Consider the following 17,860-nt stretch of genomic DNA (forward strand, 5'->3'; position numbering starts at 1 on the left):
ATGCTTGAGGGCATCACAGAGAGCCGTGAGCAGGAGGCGTTCCCCATGATCGATCTGCGCGTCACCACCCAGCGTACGCTGGCGGGACTGGCCGGGCTGGCGCTGGCCGGCACGCTGGCGGCCGCCCCGGCGAGCGCGGCCGAGCCGTCACCGGCCCTGCAGCGCAGGCTCGACGCGCTGGTCACCGACGGCGGGTTCCCCGCCGCCCTGGCGGCGGTCCGCGGGCAGGACGGGCGCACCCGGCACTACACCGCGGGCGTGGCCGACCTGAAGACCGAGGCCAAGGTGCCCGTGGACGGCCGGGTGCGCATCGCCAGCAACACCAAGATGTTCACTGCCGTGGTCGTCCTCCAGCTGGCCGGCGAGGGCAAGGTCGAGCTGGACGCGAAGGTCGAGAAGTACCTGCCCAAGCTGCTCCGCGGCAAGGCCGGCGACGGCAGGAAGATCACGGTACGCCAGTTGCTCCAGCACACCGCCGGCCTGCCTGACTACGACGGCGTGCTGCTCAAGGACTACTTCGCCATCCAGCACCGCCACTACGAGCCGTACGAGCTGGTCGAGGCGGCCAAGACGCAGAAGGGCACGCCCGTCGGCCGCTGGAGCTACAGCAACACCGGCTACGTGCTCGCCGGACTCGTCGTCCAGAAGGTCACCGGCCGTCCCATCGGCGAGGAGATCACCCAGCGCGTCATCAGGCCGCTGGGCCTGAAGAAGACGTACTGGCCGGGCCTGGGCGACCAGAAGATCCGCGGGCCGCACCCCAAGGGCTACTGGCGGACGAAGCCCGGGGAGCCGTACACCGACGTGTCCACGATGGACCCGTCCATGGCCTGGGCCGCCGGCCAGCTGATCTCCACGCCGAGCGACCTCAACCGGTTCATGCTCGCGCTGCTGGACGGCAGGCTGCTCAAGCCTGAGCAACTCAAGCAGATGAAGAAGACCGTCGCCGCCCCGCAGTTCGACACCACGGGCAAGGCCCGCTACGGGCTCGGCATCGCCACCTTCAAGCTGAGCTGCGGCGGCGTCGCCTGGTCGCACGGCGGCTCCGCCCCCGGCTACGCCACGAGCAACGCCGCGACCGAGGACGGGCGGGCGGCCACCATCGCCACCACCGCGCTCCCCTCCGACATGAAGACCGTCAAGAACATCGAGACCGCACTGGACCGAGCCCTGTGCGAATGATCCGGCGCGCCGTGCCCGCTGCCCGGTGCCCGTCCGCCTCCCGGAGCCCGTCCGCTTCCTGGGAGGCGGGCGGGCATGTCGGCGTCAGGCGCCCAGGTCTCTGACGATGTTGTCCAGCCGGGTCGCGACGGCCTCCAACGTCTGGTCGGTCGGGCCGCCCTCAGGGAACTGGGCCGCCACCTCGTCGCGGCTGGCGATGACCAGGCCCCGGTGGGCGTCGTCCACCTCGGCGGCCGGGAGCACGACGCAGTCGCCGCGGACGTAGACGAGCGTGGCGTCCTGATGGCGCGAGTCCAGCAGTTGACGGACGCATTCCGGATCGATGAGTGACATCGCGGCTCCTCGCCGACAGTGCTTGGCGGCCGTCGCCGCACATGTGCCCGGCTCCGGCCTCAGCAGTGCGCTTACCCCGCTGGAGGAGGTGAAACCCGGGGAGCTACGGATAAGTCGCGCCACTACCTTATGTGCTCGATATATCACCAAGAGTGACCGTAGGGTGAGGCCAGTGGCCCCAGCGGGCTTCGCTTTGAGCGAGAGGATCGAGCACATGTCCCAGGAACCGAGAATCGACGTCGAGACCAAGGCACAGGGGATCGAGGGCACTCTCTCCGCTGACCAGGTCCAGCGCATCGCGGACGCGCTCGGGCGTCAGGGAGTCTGGTTCGCCACGCCGCCTGCGCGCGACGGCCAGGCGCCCAGGGCCGACCTCGTCTGGGACCTGGTGGGCGACAAGCCGTACCAAGGTCACACAGCCACCGGCCGGGCCGCCGTGCACCTGGCGGAGGGGCACACGGCGCTGTCGCGGCCGCTGATCATCGCCGACGGCTTCAACCACGGGCCGAGCGACCTCGACGCACTCTGGCTGCACCTCAACGCCCCCTACCAGGAGAACGTCCCCGGGTTCCTCGACCAGCTCAGGATGATGGGCATCGACGTGGTGCTGCTCGGCTTCGACGAGCGGCACACCTACATCCAGGCCAACGCCGCCGTGGCCGTCACCTGCGTCCTGCGCGCCATCGAGGAGCGGCGAGGCGACGATCCGCTGGTCGTCGGCGGCGTCAGCATGGGCGGCATGATCACCAGGTACGCGCTGGCGCGCATGGAGAGCGAGCGCCTCGACCACCAGACGGACAAGTACTTCTCCTACGACACACCGCACCTCGGCGCCTGGATCCCGCTGGTCCTCCAGCAGCTGGCCTACCTGCACGAGTCGATCCAGCCGGCCTCCGACGGGCCGGGCCAGGCCGACCTGATCCGCAGCCCGGCCGCGCAGCAGCTGCTGTGGGCCTGGGTCGAGAACGAGACCTACTCGGGCCCGGTCACCACCGCCAGCACGCTGCGCACCGACTTCCTCGACGACCTGCGCCGGGTCGGCTGGTTCCCGATGCGCCCGTACAAGCTGGGCCTGGCCAACGGCATCGGCAACGGCACTGGCCCCGTCCTGCCACCGGGCACGCCGGTCTACGACCTGCGCCACGACTCCCTGCAGCTCACCGCCAGGATCCAGCCGGACATGGGCGAGCTGCAGAACGTCGGCACGGTACGGTTCGGCGGGCCGGTGTGGACGAGCGCCACCAGCCACGTGGCCGCGTTCGACGGCGCTCCGGGCGGCACGCTCGACTCGTGGGGCCGGGTCGCCGACGCGATGGGCCTGCCGATCGACAACGCCCTGCGCGCCGGCTGCTTCGTCCCCGTGGTCAGCGCGGTCGCCCTGGCCAGTGACCCCTTCCAGTGGCCGGCCGAGCTCTACCGCGACCTCAGCGACCTGCCCAAGGACGAGACGTTCCTGGACGCGTTCTGCTGCGACCTCGGCAACTCGGCGCACAGCAGCGTGTCCCCGACCCTGGTCGAGTGGTTCCTGGAGCAGCTCGCGGGGTGGTGACCCGCGCACCGGGTGCCGGCTCGGGCCGGCACCCGGCGTTTCAGCGACGACCCCTGTGCACGCACATGAGCTGGTCGCGGGTGGCGTTCTTGTCGCGGTAGGCGATGACGGCCGGGGCATCGCCGCTGTCGTGGCCGGGCAGCCGCTGGTCGATGCTCCAGCCGGAGCCGTTGAAACTGGTCCACCAGAGGCTCTGGTCGGCGTCCCCGCGGTGCACGCAGTAGAGCCGGTCCTTGTAGACGGTCAGCGACGGGCCCTCCGCGGCGTGGTGGCGGGGCAGCTTCTGGTCAGGGCTCCACTCGGCGCCGTCCCAGCGCGTCCACCACAACGACGAGTCCTCGCCGGCCCCGCGGTGCACGCAGTAGAGGTGGCCCTGGTAGACGGCCAGCGCCGGGTTCGACCGGCTGGAGTGGCCGGGCAGCCGCCTGCCGGGACTCCATGCGGACCCGTCCCACCGCGTCCACCACAACGACGCGTCGTCACCGCTGCCCCGGTGCACGCAGTGGAGCTCCCCGTCGTACGCGGCCAGCGCGGGAGCGGCGGAGCCGGCGTGGTCGGGCAGCTTCTGGTCGGGGGTCCAGCGGGTGCCGTCCCAGCGGGTCCACCACAACGACGCGTCGTCACCGCTGCCCCGGTGCACGCAGTGGAGCTCCCCGTCGTACGCGGCCAGCGCCGGCCCCGCGTCGCTGAAGTGGTCGGGGAACCGCTGGTCCTCGCTCCAGCCCTCCTCGGCGTCGTAGACCGTCCACCACAGGCTGGAGTCGCCGTCGCCGCCGCGGTGCGCCAGGTAGAGGCGGTCCTGGAACTCCGCGAGGGCCGGCCCCGACACGCTGAAGTGGTCGACGAACGGCTGGTCGTCGCTCCACCCCTCCTCCGGCTCGTGCATCGCCCAGTAGAGCTGGGCGTCGCCGCCGGGCCTGTCATCCTCGCGGGCGGGGACGAGCATGGCGGGCGCGGTCCACGGCGAGACCAGCCGCACCCCGTACGGCCGGGCGGCCGAGGCGATCCAGACGGCTTTGTCCCGCACCGAGCGCTCGACGATCCGGGCGAGCCAGGAGCCCAGCACCGCGCCCGAGATCTCCCCGGCCGGTTGCGCGATCTCGGAGGCCAGCAGCGCCGCGCTCTCGTTGAGGTGGATCTCGAAACCCCACCACCTGGCCACCGGCCAGACCGCCGCGCCCATGGCGCTCAGGTCGCGCTGGAGCCCGCGTACGCGCTCCTGATCGTGAGCGGCGAGTGCGGCGATCTGGCTCTCGCTCTCCCGCCTGGCCTCGGCCGCGGTGCGGGCGGAGGCGTCTTCCAGCAGCTCTGACGCCACCGCCTCGTCGACCGCCGCCGAGGCCGCCGGGTCGTCCTGGGAGTGCAGCAGCGTGGCCTCGCCGCCCACCGCCGTCTCCTCAGCGTCGATCTCTATCTTCTCGGCCCGGGTGTCATCGGTCATTTCAGCCCCCTGGAGTGATCCGCGGCTGCACGCTGCATACGTGCACCAACCCGACCCATAGTAACTATGAGTAACAACTCGATCACTCTGGGGCTATCCGTGTCTCCCTAGGGCCGCCCGCCGCGGCCTGGAACCTCCCGACCGGCCGCCGCGGCGAGGTCGTCGGCGGTGCCCTTTTCAGGCGCCCTGTTCAGCCGACGCGGGCAGCGATGATCCGCGCGCAGTCCAGGGACTCGGTGCGGGTGGTGTCGACCTCCAGGTCATAGGTCACGCCCTGGTGGACCACCTCCGCCTGCAGAGCGGCCATTCCCTGGGGCCGGTCTCCCCTGGCGATCTCGCGGCCGACCGCGACCGCGCTCTCGCACCTGACGCCCACCCACAACACGTCCAGCCCGGCGAGAGCCTTCCGCCATCGCTCCTGAGATGCCGCTCCACCGAGGAAGACGTCGTCGATGACGATCCGGGCACCCGCACGGGCCATGGCGGCGACCCCCTCCGTCCACGCCGCGTCCAGAGCCATGAAGTCCGGTCCGACGTTCACAGCACCGTCCGGAGCAAACGCGATCCCGGACTCCGACGCCCGCAGGGAAGCGGGCATCGCGTCGACCATGGTGTCGACGCCGAGAGCCAGCCACGGGCCCGGAAGGATCGCCTGCAGGCATCGGACGATGCCGGACTTCCCCGAACTGGACCCACCATTCAGCAAGATCACTTGAGTGGTCACGACGCCACACTAGAACGTCACGCAGCGACTCTGAAACCTCATTTCGGGGCAGTACGGCGGACCGTGCCCCGGTCAACCGCGCCGGCAAGCGGACCACCCGCGACACGACCGGTTTCACAGCGGATTCCCAAAGCGTCATCATCGAACTCTCATCCACGGCCGCCATCGTCACGAGCATGCACGTGCAGTCGGAGGCCGTAAGCCGGCCCGCGCTCGTGGTCGGCGACCTCACGCTCGACCAGAGAACCCGCGAGGTACGACGGGCAGGCGTGGAGATCAAACTGTCGCCCACCGAGTTCGAGCTGCTCAGGCTCCTCATGCACCATCCCGGGCGGGTGCTCAGCAAGGCGCGGATCCTCAACCGGGTGTGGGCTTACGACTTCGGCGGCCAGGGGAACGTCGTCGAGCTGTACATCTCGTACTTGCGCCGCAAGGTCGACGCCCGGCGCCAGCCGATGATCCACACCGTGCGCGGGGTCGGCTACACCATCAGGCCCGCCGGCTGACGTCGCCGTTGCCGGCTCCGCCGGGCCGTGCCCGCCCCGCTAGATCCGATCTAGCGGCCCGCCTAGCGCCTGAAGGGTGAAGGACAGGGCGCGGCAAGGAGACGGCACCATGGCGAGCACCCCGCTGCGGGTCGCGGTCATCATCGGCAGCACCCGGGCGGGCCGCGTCTGCGACGCGGTCGCCCACTGGTTCGCCCAGCGGGCCCGCCGCCGCGAGGAGCTCGCCGTCGAAGTGCTCGACCTGGCCGGCTACGCGTTCCCCGCGCGCTATCCGGCGCAGGCGACGCCCGCCATGTGCCGCTTCGCCGACGCCATCGGCGCCGCGGACGCGTTCGTCGTCGTCACCCCCGAGTACAACCGCAGCTTCCCCGCCCCGCTCAAACAGGCGATCGACTTCGCCTACGACGAGTGGCAGGCCAAGCCGGTCGGGTTCGTGTCCTACGGCTCGGGCTCCGCCGGCCTCTACGCCGTCGAGCAGCTCCGCACGGTCTTCTGCGCCCTCCACGCGGTGACCATGCGCGACTGGGTAGGTCTCGATCTGCTCGGCGGCGACTTCGACGACCGGGTGCCGCGTGACACCGACGACCGCCTCCGGGCCGTCGGAGCCATGCTCGACCAGCTCACCTGGTGGGGCAGGACCCTGCGCCAGGGCAGGCGCGACCAGCCGTACGTCTCGTGAACACAGCAAGAAAGGAACACCATGGCTGATCTGGCGATACAGACCTCCGGCCTGGTCAAGGTCTTCGGCGACACGCGCGCCGTGGACGGCCTCGACCTCGCGGTGCCGGCCGGCGCCGTGTACGGCGTGCTGGGCCCCAACGGCGCGGGCAAGACCACGGCGGTACGCATGCTGGCCACGCTGCTGCGACCCGACGGCGGTGAGGCGACCGTGTTCGGGCACGACGTGGTGCGCGAGGCCGACGCCGTACGCAGCCGGGTGAGCCTGACCGGCCAGTACGCCTCCGTTGACGAGGAGATGACCGGCGCAGAAAACCTGATCCTGCTCGGCCGCCTCCTCGGCCACCGCAAACCGGCCGCCAAGGAGCGGGCGGCGCAACTGCTGGAGGCCTTCGGGTTGACGGAGGCCGCAGGACGGCAGGTCAAGACGTACTCCGGTGGCATGCGGCGGCGCATCGACATCGCCGCCAGCATCCTCAACACACCCGAGCTGCTCTTCCTCGACGAGCCCACGACCGGCCTCGACCCGCGCAGCCGCAACCAGGTCTGGGACATCGTCCGCATCGTCGTCGCCCACGGCACCACCGTGCTGCTCACCACGCAATACCTGGAGGAGGCCGACCGGCTGGCGAACCGCATCGCGGTCATCGACCAGGGCAAGCTCATCGCCGAGGGCACGCCAGGAGAGCTGAAGTCCTCCGTCGGCGCGGGCGCGGTCCACGTAAGGCTGCGCGACCCGGCCACCCGGCCCGACGCCGAGCGTGTGCTGGCCGAGGCGCTGGACGCGACCGTCTACCTCGACGCGGACCCGGTGGCGCTCACAGCACGCATCACTGGACGCAGCGCTGGAAACGGACGCGAGGCGGCCGCCGCCGAGCAGGCCTCGCGCGCCCTCGCCCGCCTCGCCGAGACCGGCATCGTCGTCGACGACTTCTCCCTCGGCCAGCCCAGCCTGGACGAGGTCTTCCTCGCCCTCACCGACCACCCCGCCACCGAGGAGGCAGCATGAGCACCGCCACCGAGACCACCACCACCTACGCGCCCGCGTCCGAGGTCCTCGGCACCGTACTGGCTCCGGGGGCGAAACCGCCGCGGCCGAGCGCGTGGTCGGCGTCCATGACGTTCGGCTGGCGGGCCATGCTGAAGATCAAACACGTGCCCGAGCAGCTGTTCGACGTGACCGCGTTCCCGCTCATGATGACGCTGATGTTCACCTACCTGTTCGGCGGCGCGCTGGCCGGCTCCCCTACTGAATATCTGCAGTACCTGCTGCCGGGCATCATGGTGACCAGCGTCGTGATGATCACCATGTACACCGGCGTGGAGGTCAACAAGGACATCGAGAAGGGCGTCTTCGACCGCTTCCGCACCCTGCCCATCTGGCGCCCGTCCACCATGATCGGTTATCTGCTGGGCGACATCCTGCGCTACACGATGGCCTCGACGGTCATCCTTCTGGTGGGGCTGGTGCTCGGCTTCCGCCCGCAGGGCGGTCTCGCCGGAGTGGTGGGCGGGATCCTGCTGCTGCTCGCCTTCTCGTTCGCGTTCTCGTGGATCTGGACGATGTTCGGGCTGATGCTGCGCAGCGAGAAGTCGGTGATGGGGATCAGCATGCTGGTGTTGATGCCGCTGACCTTCCTGAGCAACGTGTACGTCCAGCCGGCCACGATGCCGGAATGGCTGCAGGTGTTCGTGAACGCCAACCCGATCACCCACCTGGTGGCGTCCGTACGGTCGCTGATGGCGGGCACGCCCGACCTGGGAGAGCTCACATGGGTCCTGGTGGCGTCCGTGCTGCTCATCGCCGTGTTCGGCACGCTGACGATGCGGCTCTACAACCGCAAGTAAGCGGGTACGGCCGGGTGCGAAGGGCTCTTCCTACGACGCGTTGGGCGTACGTGCGGTGGTCACGTCGAGTACGGCGATCACGGCGGAAACCGGAACAGGGCCGGTGCGGCGTACCACCACGGCAGTATCGCACCTGACGATCAGAATGGGTGACCACGGAGCAGGCCCGATCCAGGAGGGTCCGGGCATTCTATCCCCCGATCACGTGATCGGGGGAGTCCAGCCAGATGTGCTGCCCGTCCCGGGTCACCGTCATCCCGAACCGATCGCGTCCTGGCTCGCCCCAGCCGACCCACCGGAAGTAGGCCTCGGTCACCTCATCCCACAGCGGGCGGTCGCCCAGCTGGTAGACGGTGTGCTCGGCTTCGCCGCGCCGATGGACGGCGACCGCCCACCGGCCGGGATCGGCCGGGTCGACCACGTACGTCAGGAATCTGTGCTCCTCACGGGAGACGTGCGCATACAGGCCGGTGATGGCCGCCATGGCCAGATCCGCGCCGGGCGGTGCGAGCCCGATGGTCCGCGGGTGCACCTCCGTGGGGCGGCTCAGACCACTGCCGTCATCGGCGGCGCACGGCGCCGGCCGCTGGGAGCGCATCATCATGTAGGAGGCGTGACCGGGAAAACGGCCCGTCGCGGTGCCGTCCGGCCTCCTCACCAGCCGCAGCGCATGGTCGTCGCCGAATCCCGGGCAGTAGGGGGCGACAATGACCCCTCCCGGGCGGCACTGCTCGATCCACGGGTAGGGAATCGTGCGCACGCCACAGGTGACGTGGACCCGATTGAAGGGCGCCCCCTCCGGGAAGCCGTTCGCCCCCTCTCCGGTGACCACACGCGCGTGCGCGTCGGCCGCGGCGAGATTCTTGGCCGCACGTTCCGCCACGACCTCGTCGATTTCGATCGTCGTCACGCTGCCGTACGGACCGGTCAGGTGAGCGAGCAGCGCCGCGGTCCAGCCCGTGCCGGCACCCACCTCCAGCACCCTGTCGTCCGGCTCCGGATCGAGAAGCTGCAGCAGATGCGCGACCGTGCTCGGCGCGGACGATGAGGAGGTGTATTCACCCGCCCCCGCCCTGATGCCGGTGGCACCGTCGTCGAGCTGAGTGACGATGGGACAGTGGGAGTAGACCGTGTCCCACCAGGTGCCGGGGTCGGCCTCGCGGTCGATGACGAACGGCTGCTCGGAATCGCCGGGCGCGGCCAGCGCCACATCAGGAATGAACAGATGGCGAGGCACGGCGCGGATCGCATCGAGGACGAAACCCTGGATGTCGTCGAAGCCGCCGACGTGCTCGACCAGACGCTCGACGTGCCGGGCGACGGCCTCCACTAGTTCTTGCCGCCCTTGCCCTTGTCGTCCGTGTGCTTCCCCTTCGGTTTGCGGTGGCCGTCGGGCGTGGCCTTGCTGGGGTCGGCCTTGAACGGCTGATCTTTGGGGCTGCTGGGGTCCTTGTGCTTGCCCATCTCGGTGTTCTCCCTTCACCGCGAGCACATGCTGTGATCGTACGATCACGAACCGGCGTGAACAAGGGCGGTATGCGGCTCGGTCTGCACGTCAAGGCGCTCCTTGCCACGGCCTATCCGCGCCCGGAACCTTCCCGCCGATCGTCGCGGCCGGGGGTGGTGTTCAGAGGCGCCACGGGATGGCGTCGTGCGGTTGGTAGCGGCAGGTGGAGCCCGTCGAGACGGTGGCGCGCAGGTGGGCGGCCAGCTCAGGGTGGGCGTGGTCGAGCTTGCGCAGCGTGTCGCGGATCCGTGCGGTGACGGTCTTGCGAGCCCGCTCCGCCTCGTCGCCCAGCCGCCGCGTGCGCCCGCCCAGACCGGCCGCGGCCCGCAACTCCTCCAGCAACGCGGCTCGCTCCCGGTCGGACTCGGCCGCCCGCCGGTCGTCGCCCAGCTCGACAGCGCGGTCGATCTCCTCGTCGAGCTGGGCCAGGCGGCGGCGGTAACTGATCTTGGCCGCTTCGTCGAGCACGTCGTCGCCGCCCATCCGGCGGGCCGCCACCACGACCTCGCCGCCCTCCGGGTCGAGCAGGTGCACGGCGGGCACGTCGTCGCCGGGGCGGCTCAGCAGCGTGTGCAGGTCGCGCAGGCCCTTGGCGTCGGGCACGTGGGCGGCCCGCCCCGCGAAACGCAGCGACCAGACCGCCCCTTCCTTCCTGAACTCCCCGCCGTCCGCACCGGCCGCCGTGACGCCTTCGGGCTCCACGGCGATGGCCGGCTTCATGGCGTTTCCGGGTGGGTGGGCGGCACGTCGACCGTGGTCGCCGGTCGGCCAGGCGTGGTGCGGCGATCTCGGGGTGCCGGTTGCGGCGGCCGGGTGGCCCGCGGGGTCGGCGGGGTCGAGGACGTGGTGCATGCCCAGCTCGGCGGCCTCCTCGCGCACCGCACCGAGCAGGTCGCCGGCGGCGTTCGCGTCGCCGGGCGCGCCCCGTGCCAGGAGGGTCTCGGCCAGGCGGGCGCGGGCGAGAACCGACCATGGCCGCGCCTGCATCAGGTCGGCGGAGCGCCAGGCTCCCGTGAACCCCTCGACGGCGGCGACCCACCGCCCTTCCGCGGCGTCGACCATGGCCAGCCAGAGATCGTAGGGCCCGCTGATGTCCCAGCCGAACAGCGACACGGCCCATCGCCCCCGGTGCGGCTCCAGCGAGGCCCTGGCCTGCGCGCACAGCTCGGGGTCGCGGGTGGCCGCGGCGATCTGCGCCTGGAAGCGCAGCCACAGCGGCCTGGCCATGCGCTCGCGCGGCTCACCGTCGGCGTAGTGGCGAAGCGCCAGGTCGAGATCGCCGGCCTGCAGGGCGGTCAGTGCCTCCAGCACCGCGACGCACGGGTGCTCGCCGCCTCTGAGGTCGTGGAGCACCTGCTGCTGCTCCGCGACGCGGCCCTGCAGCGACCGGAGCGCCCAGAGGTGGTGGTTGACCATGGACGTGAAGTGCTCGTGGTGGGACACCGCCCGGATCTCGGGCAGCAGCGACTCGGCTTCGGCGAAGCGGCCGGCGAGGGCCGCGAGGATGCCGGCGTCGATGTCGGCGGTCATGGCGAGGTTTGACTGCCCGCTGCGCCGGCTGCGCGCGGCGTAGTCGTGGAAATGGTCGAGGTAGCGGGGGTCGCCCTGCTCGATCATGGCGACCCAGCGCAGTGCGGTGGCGAAGTGCTCGAGCTCGGAGTCGTTGGTGCGCCGGGCCACGCCGATCAGCTCGCCGGTCAGAGCCACCCGCTCACCCGCCGTGCCGGGGCCCCAGATGATGTCGTGCTGAGCCCACAGGCTGAACGTCAGCGCCTCGTCGTCGCCGCCCTGCCTGGCGTGGGAGGCGAGGTGGAAGATCAGGTCGAGGGCGAGCCGGTCGTCGGGCACCGAGCCGCCGACGAGTCTGGCGTGTGCCGCTCTGAGCAGGTCGAGGGCCTGGTCGAGACCGTAGTGGGCGTGGAGCGTGAGCGCGACGCGGGCGAGCGGCTCGGGGCCGTCGAGGCCGCGGGCGAGCGCGGCGGCCTCGTCGAAGAGCCGCCGGGCCTCGTCGCGCTCGCCGAGGTGGGCGAGCTCTCCGCCCAGGTCGAGGGCGATCATGGTGCGCCTGCGCGGATCGGCTGTGGCGCTCAGGTCATAGGCCCGGCGCAGGTGGCCGAGCTGCTCCTCGCCCGCCAGCCGGCTCCTCGCCTCGCGGGCGGCGGCGAGCGTGAGGTCGATCGCCCGCTCCGCGTCGACGCGGTCGCCGGCGAGCCAGGCGTGCCTCGCCCGGTCGCTCGGGAGCAGCCTGTCCGCCAGGCCGGGCGAGCCGTCGAGGGCGGCGACGACCGCGCCGTGCAGGTCGCGCGGGTCGTCGAGCGAGTCGTAGAGCGTCTCGCGCACCAGGTCGTGGGCGAAAGCGAACACGCCGCCGCCCTTGGTCACCACGAGCCTGGCCACCACGGCCAGCTCCAGCAGCCGGTCGATGTGGGCCACGGGGGCGGCGACGACGGCGGCGAGCACCTGGCGGTGGAACTCGTTGCCGAGCACGGCCGCGGCGGGCAGCAGCTCGGACACGGTCCGGGGCAGCAGCGACAGCCGGCGCAGCAGCGCGTCGCGCACGCCGGGCGCGACGGCGCCGGCCGAGCCGCCGCTGCGCCACAGCCGGGCGGTCTGCTCGACGAAGAACGGGTTGCCGCCGGTGCGCAGGTGGACCTCCGCGGCCAGGTCGGCCGGCGGCTCGTGGCCGGCGGTGCGGGCCATGAGCGACTGGACGCCCGCCAGGTCGAGCCCGGTCAGCGTGATGGTGGTGGCCCTGGCGACGAGCGGGGACAGCAGGTCGCGCAGCGGATGGTCGACCGGCTCGACCTCGGCGTCGCGGTAGGTGCCGATCAGCAGCAGCCGCTCGAACCACGTCTGCTGCGCCGCGAACTCCAGCAGCCGCAGCGAGGCCGGGTCGGCCACGTGGAGGTCGTCGATGACGATCACCACTGGGCGCCGCTGGGTCAGCGCGACCAGGGCGGAGGTGACCGCGTCGTAGAGCCGGAAGCCGTCGGGGGTCTGGCTGCCCTGCGCCTCGCCGAGCAGCGTGGCCAGGCTGCCGCCCGCGGCCTCCTCGGCCGCCGCCCACTCCTGCGGGTCGGCGACCCGCCGCAGCGCCCTGATGACCTGAACCCACGGCCAGTAGCCGGGCGCGCTGGCGGAATCCCAGCAGGCGCCGCCGACGACCAGCGCGCCCTGCCGCCTGGCCTCGTCGGCCGCGCTGGTGACGAGCGCGGTCTTGCCGATGCCCGCCTCGCCGGTGACCAGCACCAAGCCGCCGTGGCTGCCGATCGCCCTGGAGATCTCGGCACGCAGCAGCCCGGCGGGGTGCTCCCTGCCTATCAGCTCGTGCGCCGTGATGTCCCGGGACATGACGCTTGCACGGTATCCGGCCGGGCCGACATTTTCCTGTGGCCGGTGAAGGGCCCGCTTACCAGGCGACCTCCAGCGCGGTCATGCCGTACACGACGCTGAAGGAGCGAAAGTTCGTGCCCGAGTCGGCGACGCGCAGCTCGGGGAAGCGCTGGAGCAGGGCGGGGAAGGCGATGCGCATCTCCATGCGGGCCAGCGGGGCGCCGAGGCAGTGGTGCACGCCGTGGCCGAAGGCGAGGTGGCCGGGCGCGCCGCGCGTGATGTCGAACGTGTCGGCGTCGGACATCAGCCCGGGGTCGCGGTTGGCGGAGGGCAGCGAGCAGATCACCAGCTCGTCCGGCCCTATGGTCTGGCCGCCGATCTCGACCTCGGTCGTCGTGATCTTGGTGGTGCCGGAGTGCACGATGCTGAGCCAGCGCAGCAGCTCCTCGACGGCGGCGTCGATGCGCTCGGGTTCCTTGCGCAGCAGGTCGAGCTGGTCGGGATGACGCAGCAGGGCGAGCGTGCCGAGGGAGAGCATGTTGGAGGTGGTCTCGTGCCCGGCGAACAGCAGCAGACCGCCGATGCCGACGAGCTCGTCGGTTGTCAGGTCGTCGGGGTGCTCGCGGACCAGCATGCCGAGCAGTTCCTCGCCAGGGTCGGCCTGGATGCGGGCGACCAGCTGCTCCATGTAGGCGCGCTGCTCGAACTGCATGCGCAGCCGCTCCTCGCCCGGCACCGTCATGTCCAGCATCCTGCTGGTGCGGTGCTGGAAGGTCTCGCGGTCCTCGTACGGGACACCGAGCAGCTCGCAGATCACCAGCGACGGGATCGGCAGCGCGAACGACGACACCAGGTCGGCGGGCGCGCCGGCGGCCTCCATGGCGTCGAGGTGGTCGTCCACGATGCGCTTGATCCGCGGTTCGAGCCGGCGCATGCGGCGGATGGTGAACTCGGCGGTGAGCATCCTGCGCAGCCGGGTGTGCTCGGGCGGGTCGACGCCGAGCAGGTTGCCCGCGCGCACCTTGGCCCGCTGCTCCTCGGTCATCTTCGGCGACCCGGGCAGCCGCGCGATGCCCTGCGGCGCGATCTTGAACCGCTCGGAGTCGCCCAGCACCTCGCGTACGTCCGCGTAGCGGGTCACGAGCCACGCTTCGTCGCCGAACGCCGTCGTGATGCGCTTGACCCGCTCGTCGTCGCGCGCGACCGTCAGCTCCGGCGCTGGATCGAACGCCACCCGCCGCATGTGCAGCGGGACCGTCGAGGACTCGCCCATGAAACCCCCTGGATAGTCGCGGTATCGCGAGAACCGTAACAACCCCGGCGGGCACCCTCCAGAGCGATCTTACGCATATACGTAAATGTTCTCCCTACGCCGGACGGTGAAATGTGCGTTTCACACCTACAATCCCTTTTGCCCCGAGTGGCAGTCATGCGATGGCCCGAGATTTCCTGAAAGCGATGATTTCGTCCGCGTCCGGGAGTCTTCTCTCCGTACGAGCCGGTCTCCGGCAGACCCGCACCCACAGCAGGAGAACACCCCAGATGACAGAGCAGGTCCGTCCGCAGGGCAAAGACGTCTGGCCGCTGATCCACGCCGAGCGGGCGGCCCTCGCGGCCGACCTGGCGGATCTGACCGCCGAGCAGTGGGCGACGCCGTCGTTGTGCGCCGGGCTGACCGTGCGCGAGGTGCTCGCCCACCTCACGTCCTCCGCGAGCCTCACTCCCCTGCGGTGGCTGGCGGGCGTGATCCGCTGCCGGTTCGACTTCGACAAGCAGGTGGCCATGCGGCTGGCCGAGCACCTGGGCACGACCCCGGAGGACACGCTCGACGGCTTCCGGCGCGCCGTCACGAGCACGACCTCGCCGCCGCTCCCCGCCATCGCGATACTCGGCGAGACGGTCGTGCACGGCGAGGACATCCGGCGTCCGCTGGGCATCCGCCGCGACCACCCGATCGGTACGCTCACCCGCCTGGCGCGCTACTACCAGGGCTCCGATCTCGTCGTCCTGGCCAAGGGGCGGATCGGCGGCCTGCGGCTGGCCGCGACCGACGGTCCTTTCGCGACCGGCTCCGGGCCGCTCGTCTCCGGCACCACGCTGGCCCTGGTGATGGCGATGACCGGGCGCGCCGCCTGCTGCGACGAACTCGACGGCGACGGCGTCGCGACCCTGCGCGAGCGCTGCGGTCCCGCGTGAACCTGCCCCCGGGTGACCGTGGACGGGTCAGCCCAGCGCCGCGCCGATCGCCGTCATGATCGGAATGGACAGCCCCGTGGTCAGCAGCACGGCGCTGCGGGCGAGCCGCCGCCCGGTGTCGTACGTGACCGCGTACACGTAGATGTTCTGCGCCGTGGGCAGAGCCGCGAAGAGGGTGGCCGCCAGCAGGTCACCGCCCTCCAGCCCGAGGGCGACGCGGGCGGTCAGGTAGGCGATGCCCGGCTGGATGAACGCCTTGAGCACGATCACCAGGAAGACCTCCTTCCCGATGCCGCCGCCCTCGGGGGCCGCGGACGCGCGCTGGGAGCCGTACAGGCTGAGGCCGTAGGCGAGCAGCGCGACGGGCACGGCCGCGCCGCCGAGCAGCTCGATCGGGCGCATGAAGGTGACCGGCAGCGAGATCCCGGTCAGCGCTAACGCCAGCCCGAGCAGCGAGGCGACGGTGAGGGGGTTGCGCAGCGGGAGCAGCAGCACCGCCCGGACCGACCTGGCGCCCTTGTCGAGGACGAGGAACGAGACCGGGGTGAGCACGAGGATCTGGAAGAGCAGGATGGGCGCGACGAGCGCGCCGTCGCCGAGCACGTAGATCGAGATGGGGATGCCCAGATTTCCCGCGTTGACGTAGGACGCGGCGAGCGCGCCGATCGTCGTCTCACGCCGGTCCCTGCGCCAGACCGCCCGCGCCACCAGCACGTACGCGAGCTGCACGCCCGCCACAGCGACGATCTGGGTCAGCAGCACCGGCGAGAACAGCGAGCCCAGGTCCGCCCGCGACACGGTGGCGAACATCAGCGCGGGCGTCGCCACGAAGAACGCCAGCCGCGACAGGACCAGTTCGTCGCTGGCCCGCAGGAGCCCGCCCCAGCCGACGAGGTAACCGAGCACGGCAACGGACACCAGGGCGACGAACGCCGCGACAACCCCCGACAAGCCTCAACCTCCGAAACTGGACATCAGGAGCGTATCTGGGCCGCTCCCGGCGACGGTGACCGGCTCACCACGGGCCCACTCACTGGAGGTCTACGCTGTGCGCATGCGGGGGCGGGAGGCACGGCTGGCGTACCTTCCGTGGGAGCAGTGGCGCGGCACGGTCTCGGAGGACGACGCCCGGGTGACGTACGACCACATCGCGCACAGCCCGCACTGCAGCATGGAGAAGGCCGCGCGGCTGCTGGGCCACCGGCCCCGCCACACCGCGCTCGAGGCCGTTTCCGAGGCGGTCGACCGGCTGGTCGCGGCGGGCAGGATCGTCGCCGCGACCTGACGGGTCAGCTGGTCAAGGGCCCGAACTCCTTGCGGGTGTCGATCACCTCGCCGAACAGCTCCCACCGCTCGCCCTTGAACTCCATGAGCTGCATCGACTCGATCGGGAACCCGTCGCCCTGCGCGGTGTCCATCGTCACGCCGGGCAGCAGCATGTCGACCGCGATCCCCTTCATGTTGCGCACGGAGTCACGCAGCCCCTCGCGGGTCGGGCAGGCGGCCGCCTCCATGGCCTTGTGGAAGCTGCTGGCCACGGCCCAGCCGAAGGTGTGGTACGGCACGTTCGAGTCGGCGCCCGGCGCGTACTGCTCCATCTTCTGCTTGTAGAGCTTCATCTCCGCGTCGTCCTGCCACGTCGGGTCGTTCGGGTCCTTGTAGTACGTGCTGGACACGACGCCCTGGACGTTCTCGAAGCCGACGGGCTTGAGCACGGTGATCGAGGCGGCGACGTTGTTGACGATGTGCAGCGGGTTCCACGTGGTGTTCTTGGCGTCGGCGGCCAGCGCCTGCGAGCCGAACTTGGGCGTCGTGACGTTCAGGAACACGTCGGCCTTCGACTGGGCGAGGTTGCGCATCTGCGGGTCGACGCTCGGGTCGCTCACCTCGTAGCTCTGCTCGGCCACGACCTCGACCTGGGTGCCCTCGATGGCCCGCTTGAAGCCGCCGAGCAGGTCCTCGCCGAAGTCGTCGTTCTGGTAGAGGACGGCGACCTTGGCGTCCGGCTTCTCCTGCTTGAGGTATTGGGCGTAGACGCGGGCCTCGGAGATGTAGTTGGGCTGCCAGCCGATGGTCCACGGGTGCTGGCTGTCGGCGCCCCACTTGGATGCGCCCGTGGCGACGAAGATCTGCGGCACCTTGCGCTGGTTGGCGTAGTCCCAGGTCGCCGTGGTCGACGGCGTGCCGAGCGTCTGGAACAGGGCGAACACCTGCTCCTGCTCGACCAGCCTGCGGGCCTCCTCGACGGCCTTCGGCGGCTGGTACCCGTCGTCGCGGACGACGAACTCGACCTTGCGCCCGCCGATCCCGTTCTTCTCGGCGTTGATGTAGTCGAAGTACGCCTTGATGCCCTTGGGGATGTCCCCGTAGGCGGAGGCGGGGCCGGACAGCGGGTAGATGCCGCCCAGCTTGATGCTCGTGTCGGTGATGCCGGTCGTCTGCTGCCCCTGGCACTGGCCGCCCGACGTGGCCGTGCCCGTGGCACCGCCCTGGTCCCGTCCCCCGCATGCGGCGACGGCGAGCACGAGCAGCGCCGTACAGCCGATCGCAGATACTCGCATCC

The 17,860-nt window shown here is 71.0% G+C and carries 17 protein-coding genes; 8 read left to right on the plus strand and 9 right to left on the minus strand.

Annotation, left to right across the window (positions count from 1 at the left end; all coding sequences use genetic code 11):
• A complete protein-coding gene (locus E1294_RS01710; protein ID WP_220447497.1) occupies positions 1-1,182 on the plus strand; it encodes a serine hydrolase domain-containing protein in 1,182 nt (393 codons plus the stop codon).
• Positions 1,183-1,266: 84 nt separating this feature from the next.
• Here E1294_RS01710 and E1294_RS01715 read toward each other — a convergent pair whose 3' ends face one another.
• Positions 1,267-1,515, minus strand: coding sequence for a hypothetical protein (locus E1294_RS01715; RefSeq protein ID WP_132503832.1), 249 nt, complete (start codon positions 1,513-1,515; stop codon positions 1,267-1,269).
• A gap of 214 nt (positions 1,516-1,729) precedes the next feature.
• On the opposite strand from E1294_RS01715, the gene E1294_RS01720 reads away from it, so the two are divergent.
• Positions 1,730-3,064 (plus strand): lipase family protein, encoded by a 1,335-nt coding sequence (locus E1294_RS01720; RefSeq protein ID WP_132503833.1) that lies wholly within the window; start codon positions 1,730-1,732, stop codon positions 3,062-3,064.
• Between the two features lie 40 nt (positions 3,065-3,104).
• Here E1294_RS01720 and E1294_RS01725 read toward each other — a convergent pair whose 3' ends face one another.
• Both E1294_RS01725 and cpt read right to left on the minus strand, forming a co-directional pair.
• Entirely contained in the window at positions 3,105-4,505 is a 1,401-nt protein-coding gene (locus tag E1294_RS01725; protein WP_132503834.1) for a PLL family lectin, read from the minus strand.
• A 190-nt stretch (positions 4,506-4,695) separates the two neighbouring features.
• Complete coding sequence (gene cpt / locus E1294_RS01730; protein WP_132503835.1) at positions 4,696-5,229, minus strand: chloramphenicol phosphotransferase CPT; 534 nt, start codon at positions 5,227-5,229, stop codon at positions 4,696-4,698.
• 176 nt (positions 5,230-5,405) lie between these two features.
• Here cpt and E1294_RS01735 point away from each other — a divergent pair, with 176 nt between their 5' ends.
• The 4 genes from E1294_RS01735 to E1294_RS01750 all read left to right on the plus strand — a co-directional run bounded on the left by E1294_RS01735 (position 5,406) and on the right by E1294_RS01750 (position 8,261).
• A complete protein-coding gene (locus E1294_RS01735) occupies positions 5,406-5,735 on the plus strand; it encodes a winged helix-turn-helix domain-containing protein (RefSeq protein WP_132503836.1) in 330 nt (109 codons plus the stop codon).
• 109 nt (positions 5,736-5,844) lie between these two features.
• Positions 5,845-6,414 (plus strand): NADPH-dependent FMN reductase, encoded by a 570-nt coding sequence (locus tag E1294_RS01740; RefSeq protein ID WP_132503837.1) that lies wholly within the window; start codon positions 5,845-5,847, stop codon positions 6,412-6,414.
• A 21-nt stretch (positions 6,415-6,435) separates the two neighbouring features.
• Positions 6,436-7,422, plus strand: a complete 987-nt coding sequence (locus E1294_RS01745) for an ATP-binding cassette domain-containing protein (protein WP_132503838.1) — start codon at positions 6,436-6,438, stop codon at positions 7,420-7,422.
• Entirely contained in the window at positions 7,419-8,261 is an 843-nt protein-coding gene (locus E1294_RS01750; RefSeq protein ID WP_132503839.1) for an ABC transporter permease, read from the plus strand. Before E1294_RS01745 ends, E1294_RS01750 begins: the two co-directional genes overlap by 4 nt.
• Before the next feature lie 190 nt (positions 8,262-8,451).
• On the opposite strand, the gene E1294_RS01755 is transcribed toward E1294_RS01750, so the two are convergent.
• From E1294_RS01755 to E1294_RS01765, 4 genes are all read right to left on the minus strand, one after another.
• The gene (locus tag E1294_RS01755; protein WP_165977030.1) at positions 8,452-9,591 is read right to left on the minus strand and encodes a methyltransferase domain-containing protein; all 1,140 of its coding nucleotides are present in this window, start codon (positions 9,589-9,591) and stop codon (positions 8,452-8,454) included.
• Positions 9,591-9,725 (minus strand): hypothetical protein, encoded by a 135-nt coding sequence (locus tag E1294_RS57010; RefSeq protein ID WP_281284350.1) that lies wholly within the window; start codon positions 9,723-9,725, stop codon positions 9,591-9,593. The genes E1294_RS01755 and E1294_RS57010 overlap by 1 nt, the downstream gene beginning before the upstream one ends.
• Before the next feature lie 163 nt (positions 9,726-9,888).
• Positions 9,889-13,119, minus strand: a complete 3,231-nt coding sequence (locus E1294_RS01760) for an ATP-binding protein (protein ID WP_132503841.1) — start codon at positions 13,117-13,119, stop codon at positions 9,889-9,891.
• A gap of 58 nt (positions 13,120-13,177) precedes the next feature.
• A complete protein-coding gene (locus E1294_RS01765; protein WP_132503842.1) occupies positions 13,178-14,374 on the minus strand; it encodes a cytochrome P450 in 1,197 nt (398 codons plus the stop codon).
• Positions 14,375-14,643: 269 nt separating this feature from the next.
• Between E1294_RS01765 and E1294_RS01770 the strand changes: the two genes are divergently transcribed.
• Complete coding sequence (locus tag E1294_RS01770) at positions 14,644-15,297, plus strand: maleylpyruvate isomerase family mycothiol-dependent enzyme (RefSeq protein WP_132503843.1); 654 nt, start codon at positions 14,644-14,646, stop codon at positions 15,295-15,297.
• Between the two features lie 27 nt (positions 15,298-15,324).
• On the opposite strand, the gene E1294_RS01775 is transcribed toward E1294_RS01770, so the two are convergent.
• Positions 15,325-16,248 carry an AEC family transporter gene (locus E1294_RS01775; RefSeq protein ID WP_132503844.1) on the minus strand — a complete coding sequence of 308 codons (924 nt, stop codon included), beginning with the start codon at positions 16,246-16,248 and terminating at the stop codon, positions 15,325-15,327.
• A gap of 103 nt (positions 16,249-16,351) precedes the next feature.
• Here E1294_RS01775 and E1294_RS01780 point away from each other — a divergent pair, with 103 nt between their 5' ends.
• Positions 16,352-16,582, plus strand: coding sequence for a hypothetical protein (locus E1294_RS01780; RefSeq protein ID WP_220447498.1), 231 nt, complete (start codon positions 16,352-16,354; stop codon positions 16,580-16,582).
• 4 nt (positions 16,583-16,586) lie between these two features.
• Here E1294_RS01780 and E1294_RS01785 read toward each other — a convergent pair whose 3' ends face one another.
• Positions 16,587-17,858, minus strand: a complete 1,272-nt coding sequence (locus E1294_RS01785) for an ABC transporter substrate-binding protein (RefSeq protein WP_132503845.1) — start codon at positions 17,856-17,858, stop codon at positions 16,587-16,589.
• Between the last annotated feature and the right edge of the window lie 2 nt (positions 17,859-17,860).

This window comes from Nonomuraea diastatica, from assembly GCF_004349015.1.
In the GTDB taxonomy this organism is placed as follows: domain Bacteria; phylum Actinomycetota; class Actinomycetes; order Streptosporangiales; family Streptosporangiaceae; genus Nonomuraea; species Nonomuraea diastatica.

What these genes read in the sequence shown, in the direction of transcription:
- E1294_RS01750 (WP_132503839.1), top strand. Translation starts at nt 7,419, where the DNA reads ATGAGCACCGCCACCGAGACCACCACCACCTACGCGCCCGCGTCCGAG.
- E1294_RS57010 (WP_281284350.1), bottom strand. Translation starts at nt 9,725, where the DNA reads ATGGGCAAGCACAAGGACCCCAGCAGCCCCAAAGATCAGCCGTTCAAG.
- E1294_RS01740 (WP_132503837.1), top strand. Translation starts at nt 5,845, where the DNA reads ATGGCGAGCACCCCGCTGCGGGTCGCGGTCATCATCGGCAGCACCCGG.
- E1294_RS01715 (WP_132503832.1), bottom strand. Translation starts at nt 1,515, where the DNA reads ATGTCACTCATCGATCCGGAATGCGTCCGTCAACTGCTGGACTCGCGC.
- E1294_RS01770 (WP_132503843.1), top strand. Translation starts at nt 14,644, where the DNA reads ATGACAGAGCAGGTCCGTCCGCAGGGCAAAGACGTCTGGCCGCTGATC.
- E1294_RS01735 (WP_132503836.1), top strand. Translation starts at nt 5,406, where the DNA reads ATGCACGTGCAGTCGGAGGCCGTAAGCCGGCCCGCGCTCGTGGTCGGC.
- E1294_RS01745 (WP_132503838.1), top strand. Translation starts at nt 6,436, where the DNA reads ATGGCTGATCTGGCGATACAGACCTCCGGCCTGGTCAAGGTCTTCGGC.
- E1294_RS01780 (WP_220447498.1), top strand. Translation starts at nt 16,352, where the DNA reads ATGCGGGGGCGGGAGGCACGGCTGGCGTACCTTCCGTGGGAGCAGTGG.
- E1294_RS01760 (WP_132503841.1), bottom strand. Translation starts at nt 13,119, where the DNA reads ATGTCCCGGGACATCACGGCGCACGAGCTGATAGGCAGGGAGCACCCC.
- E1294_RS01765 (WP_132503842.1), bottom strand. Translation starts at nt 14,374, where the DNA reads ATGGGCGAGTCCTCGACGGTCCCGCTGCACATGCGGCGGGTGGCGTTC.
- E1294_RS01725 (WP_132503834.1), bottom strand. Translation starts at nt 4,505, where the DNA reads ATGACCGATGACACCCGGGCCGAGAAGATAGAGATCGACGCTGAGGAG.
- E1294_RS01785 (WP_132503845.1), bottom strand. Translation starts at nt 17,858, where the DNA reads ATGCGAGTATCTGCGATCGGCTGTACGGCGCTGCTCGTGCTCGCCGTC.
- E1294_RS01710 (WP_220447497.1), top strand. Translation starts at nt 1, where the DNA reads ATGCTTGAGGGCATCACAGAGAGCCGTGAGCAGGAGGCGTTCCCCATG.
- E1294_RS01720 (WP_132503833.1), top strand. Translation starts at nt 1,730, where the DNA reads ATGTCCCAGGAACCGAGAATCGACGTCGAGACCAAGGCACAGGGGATC.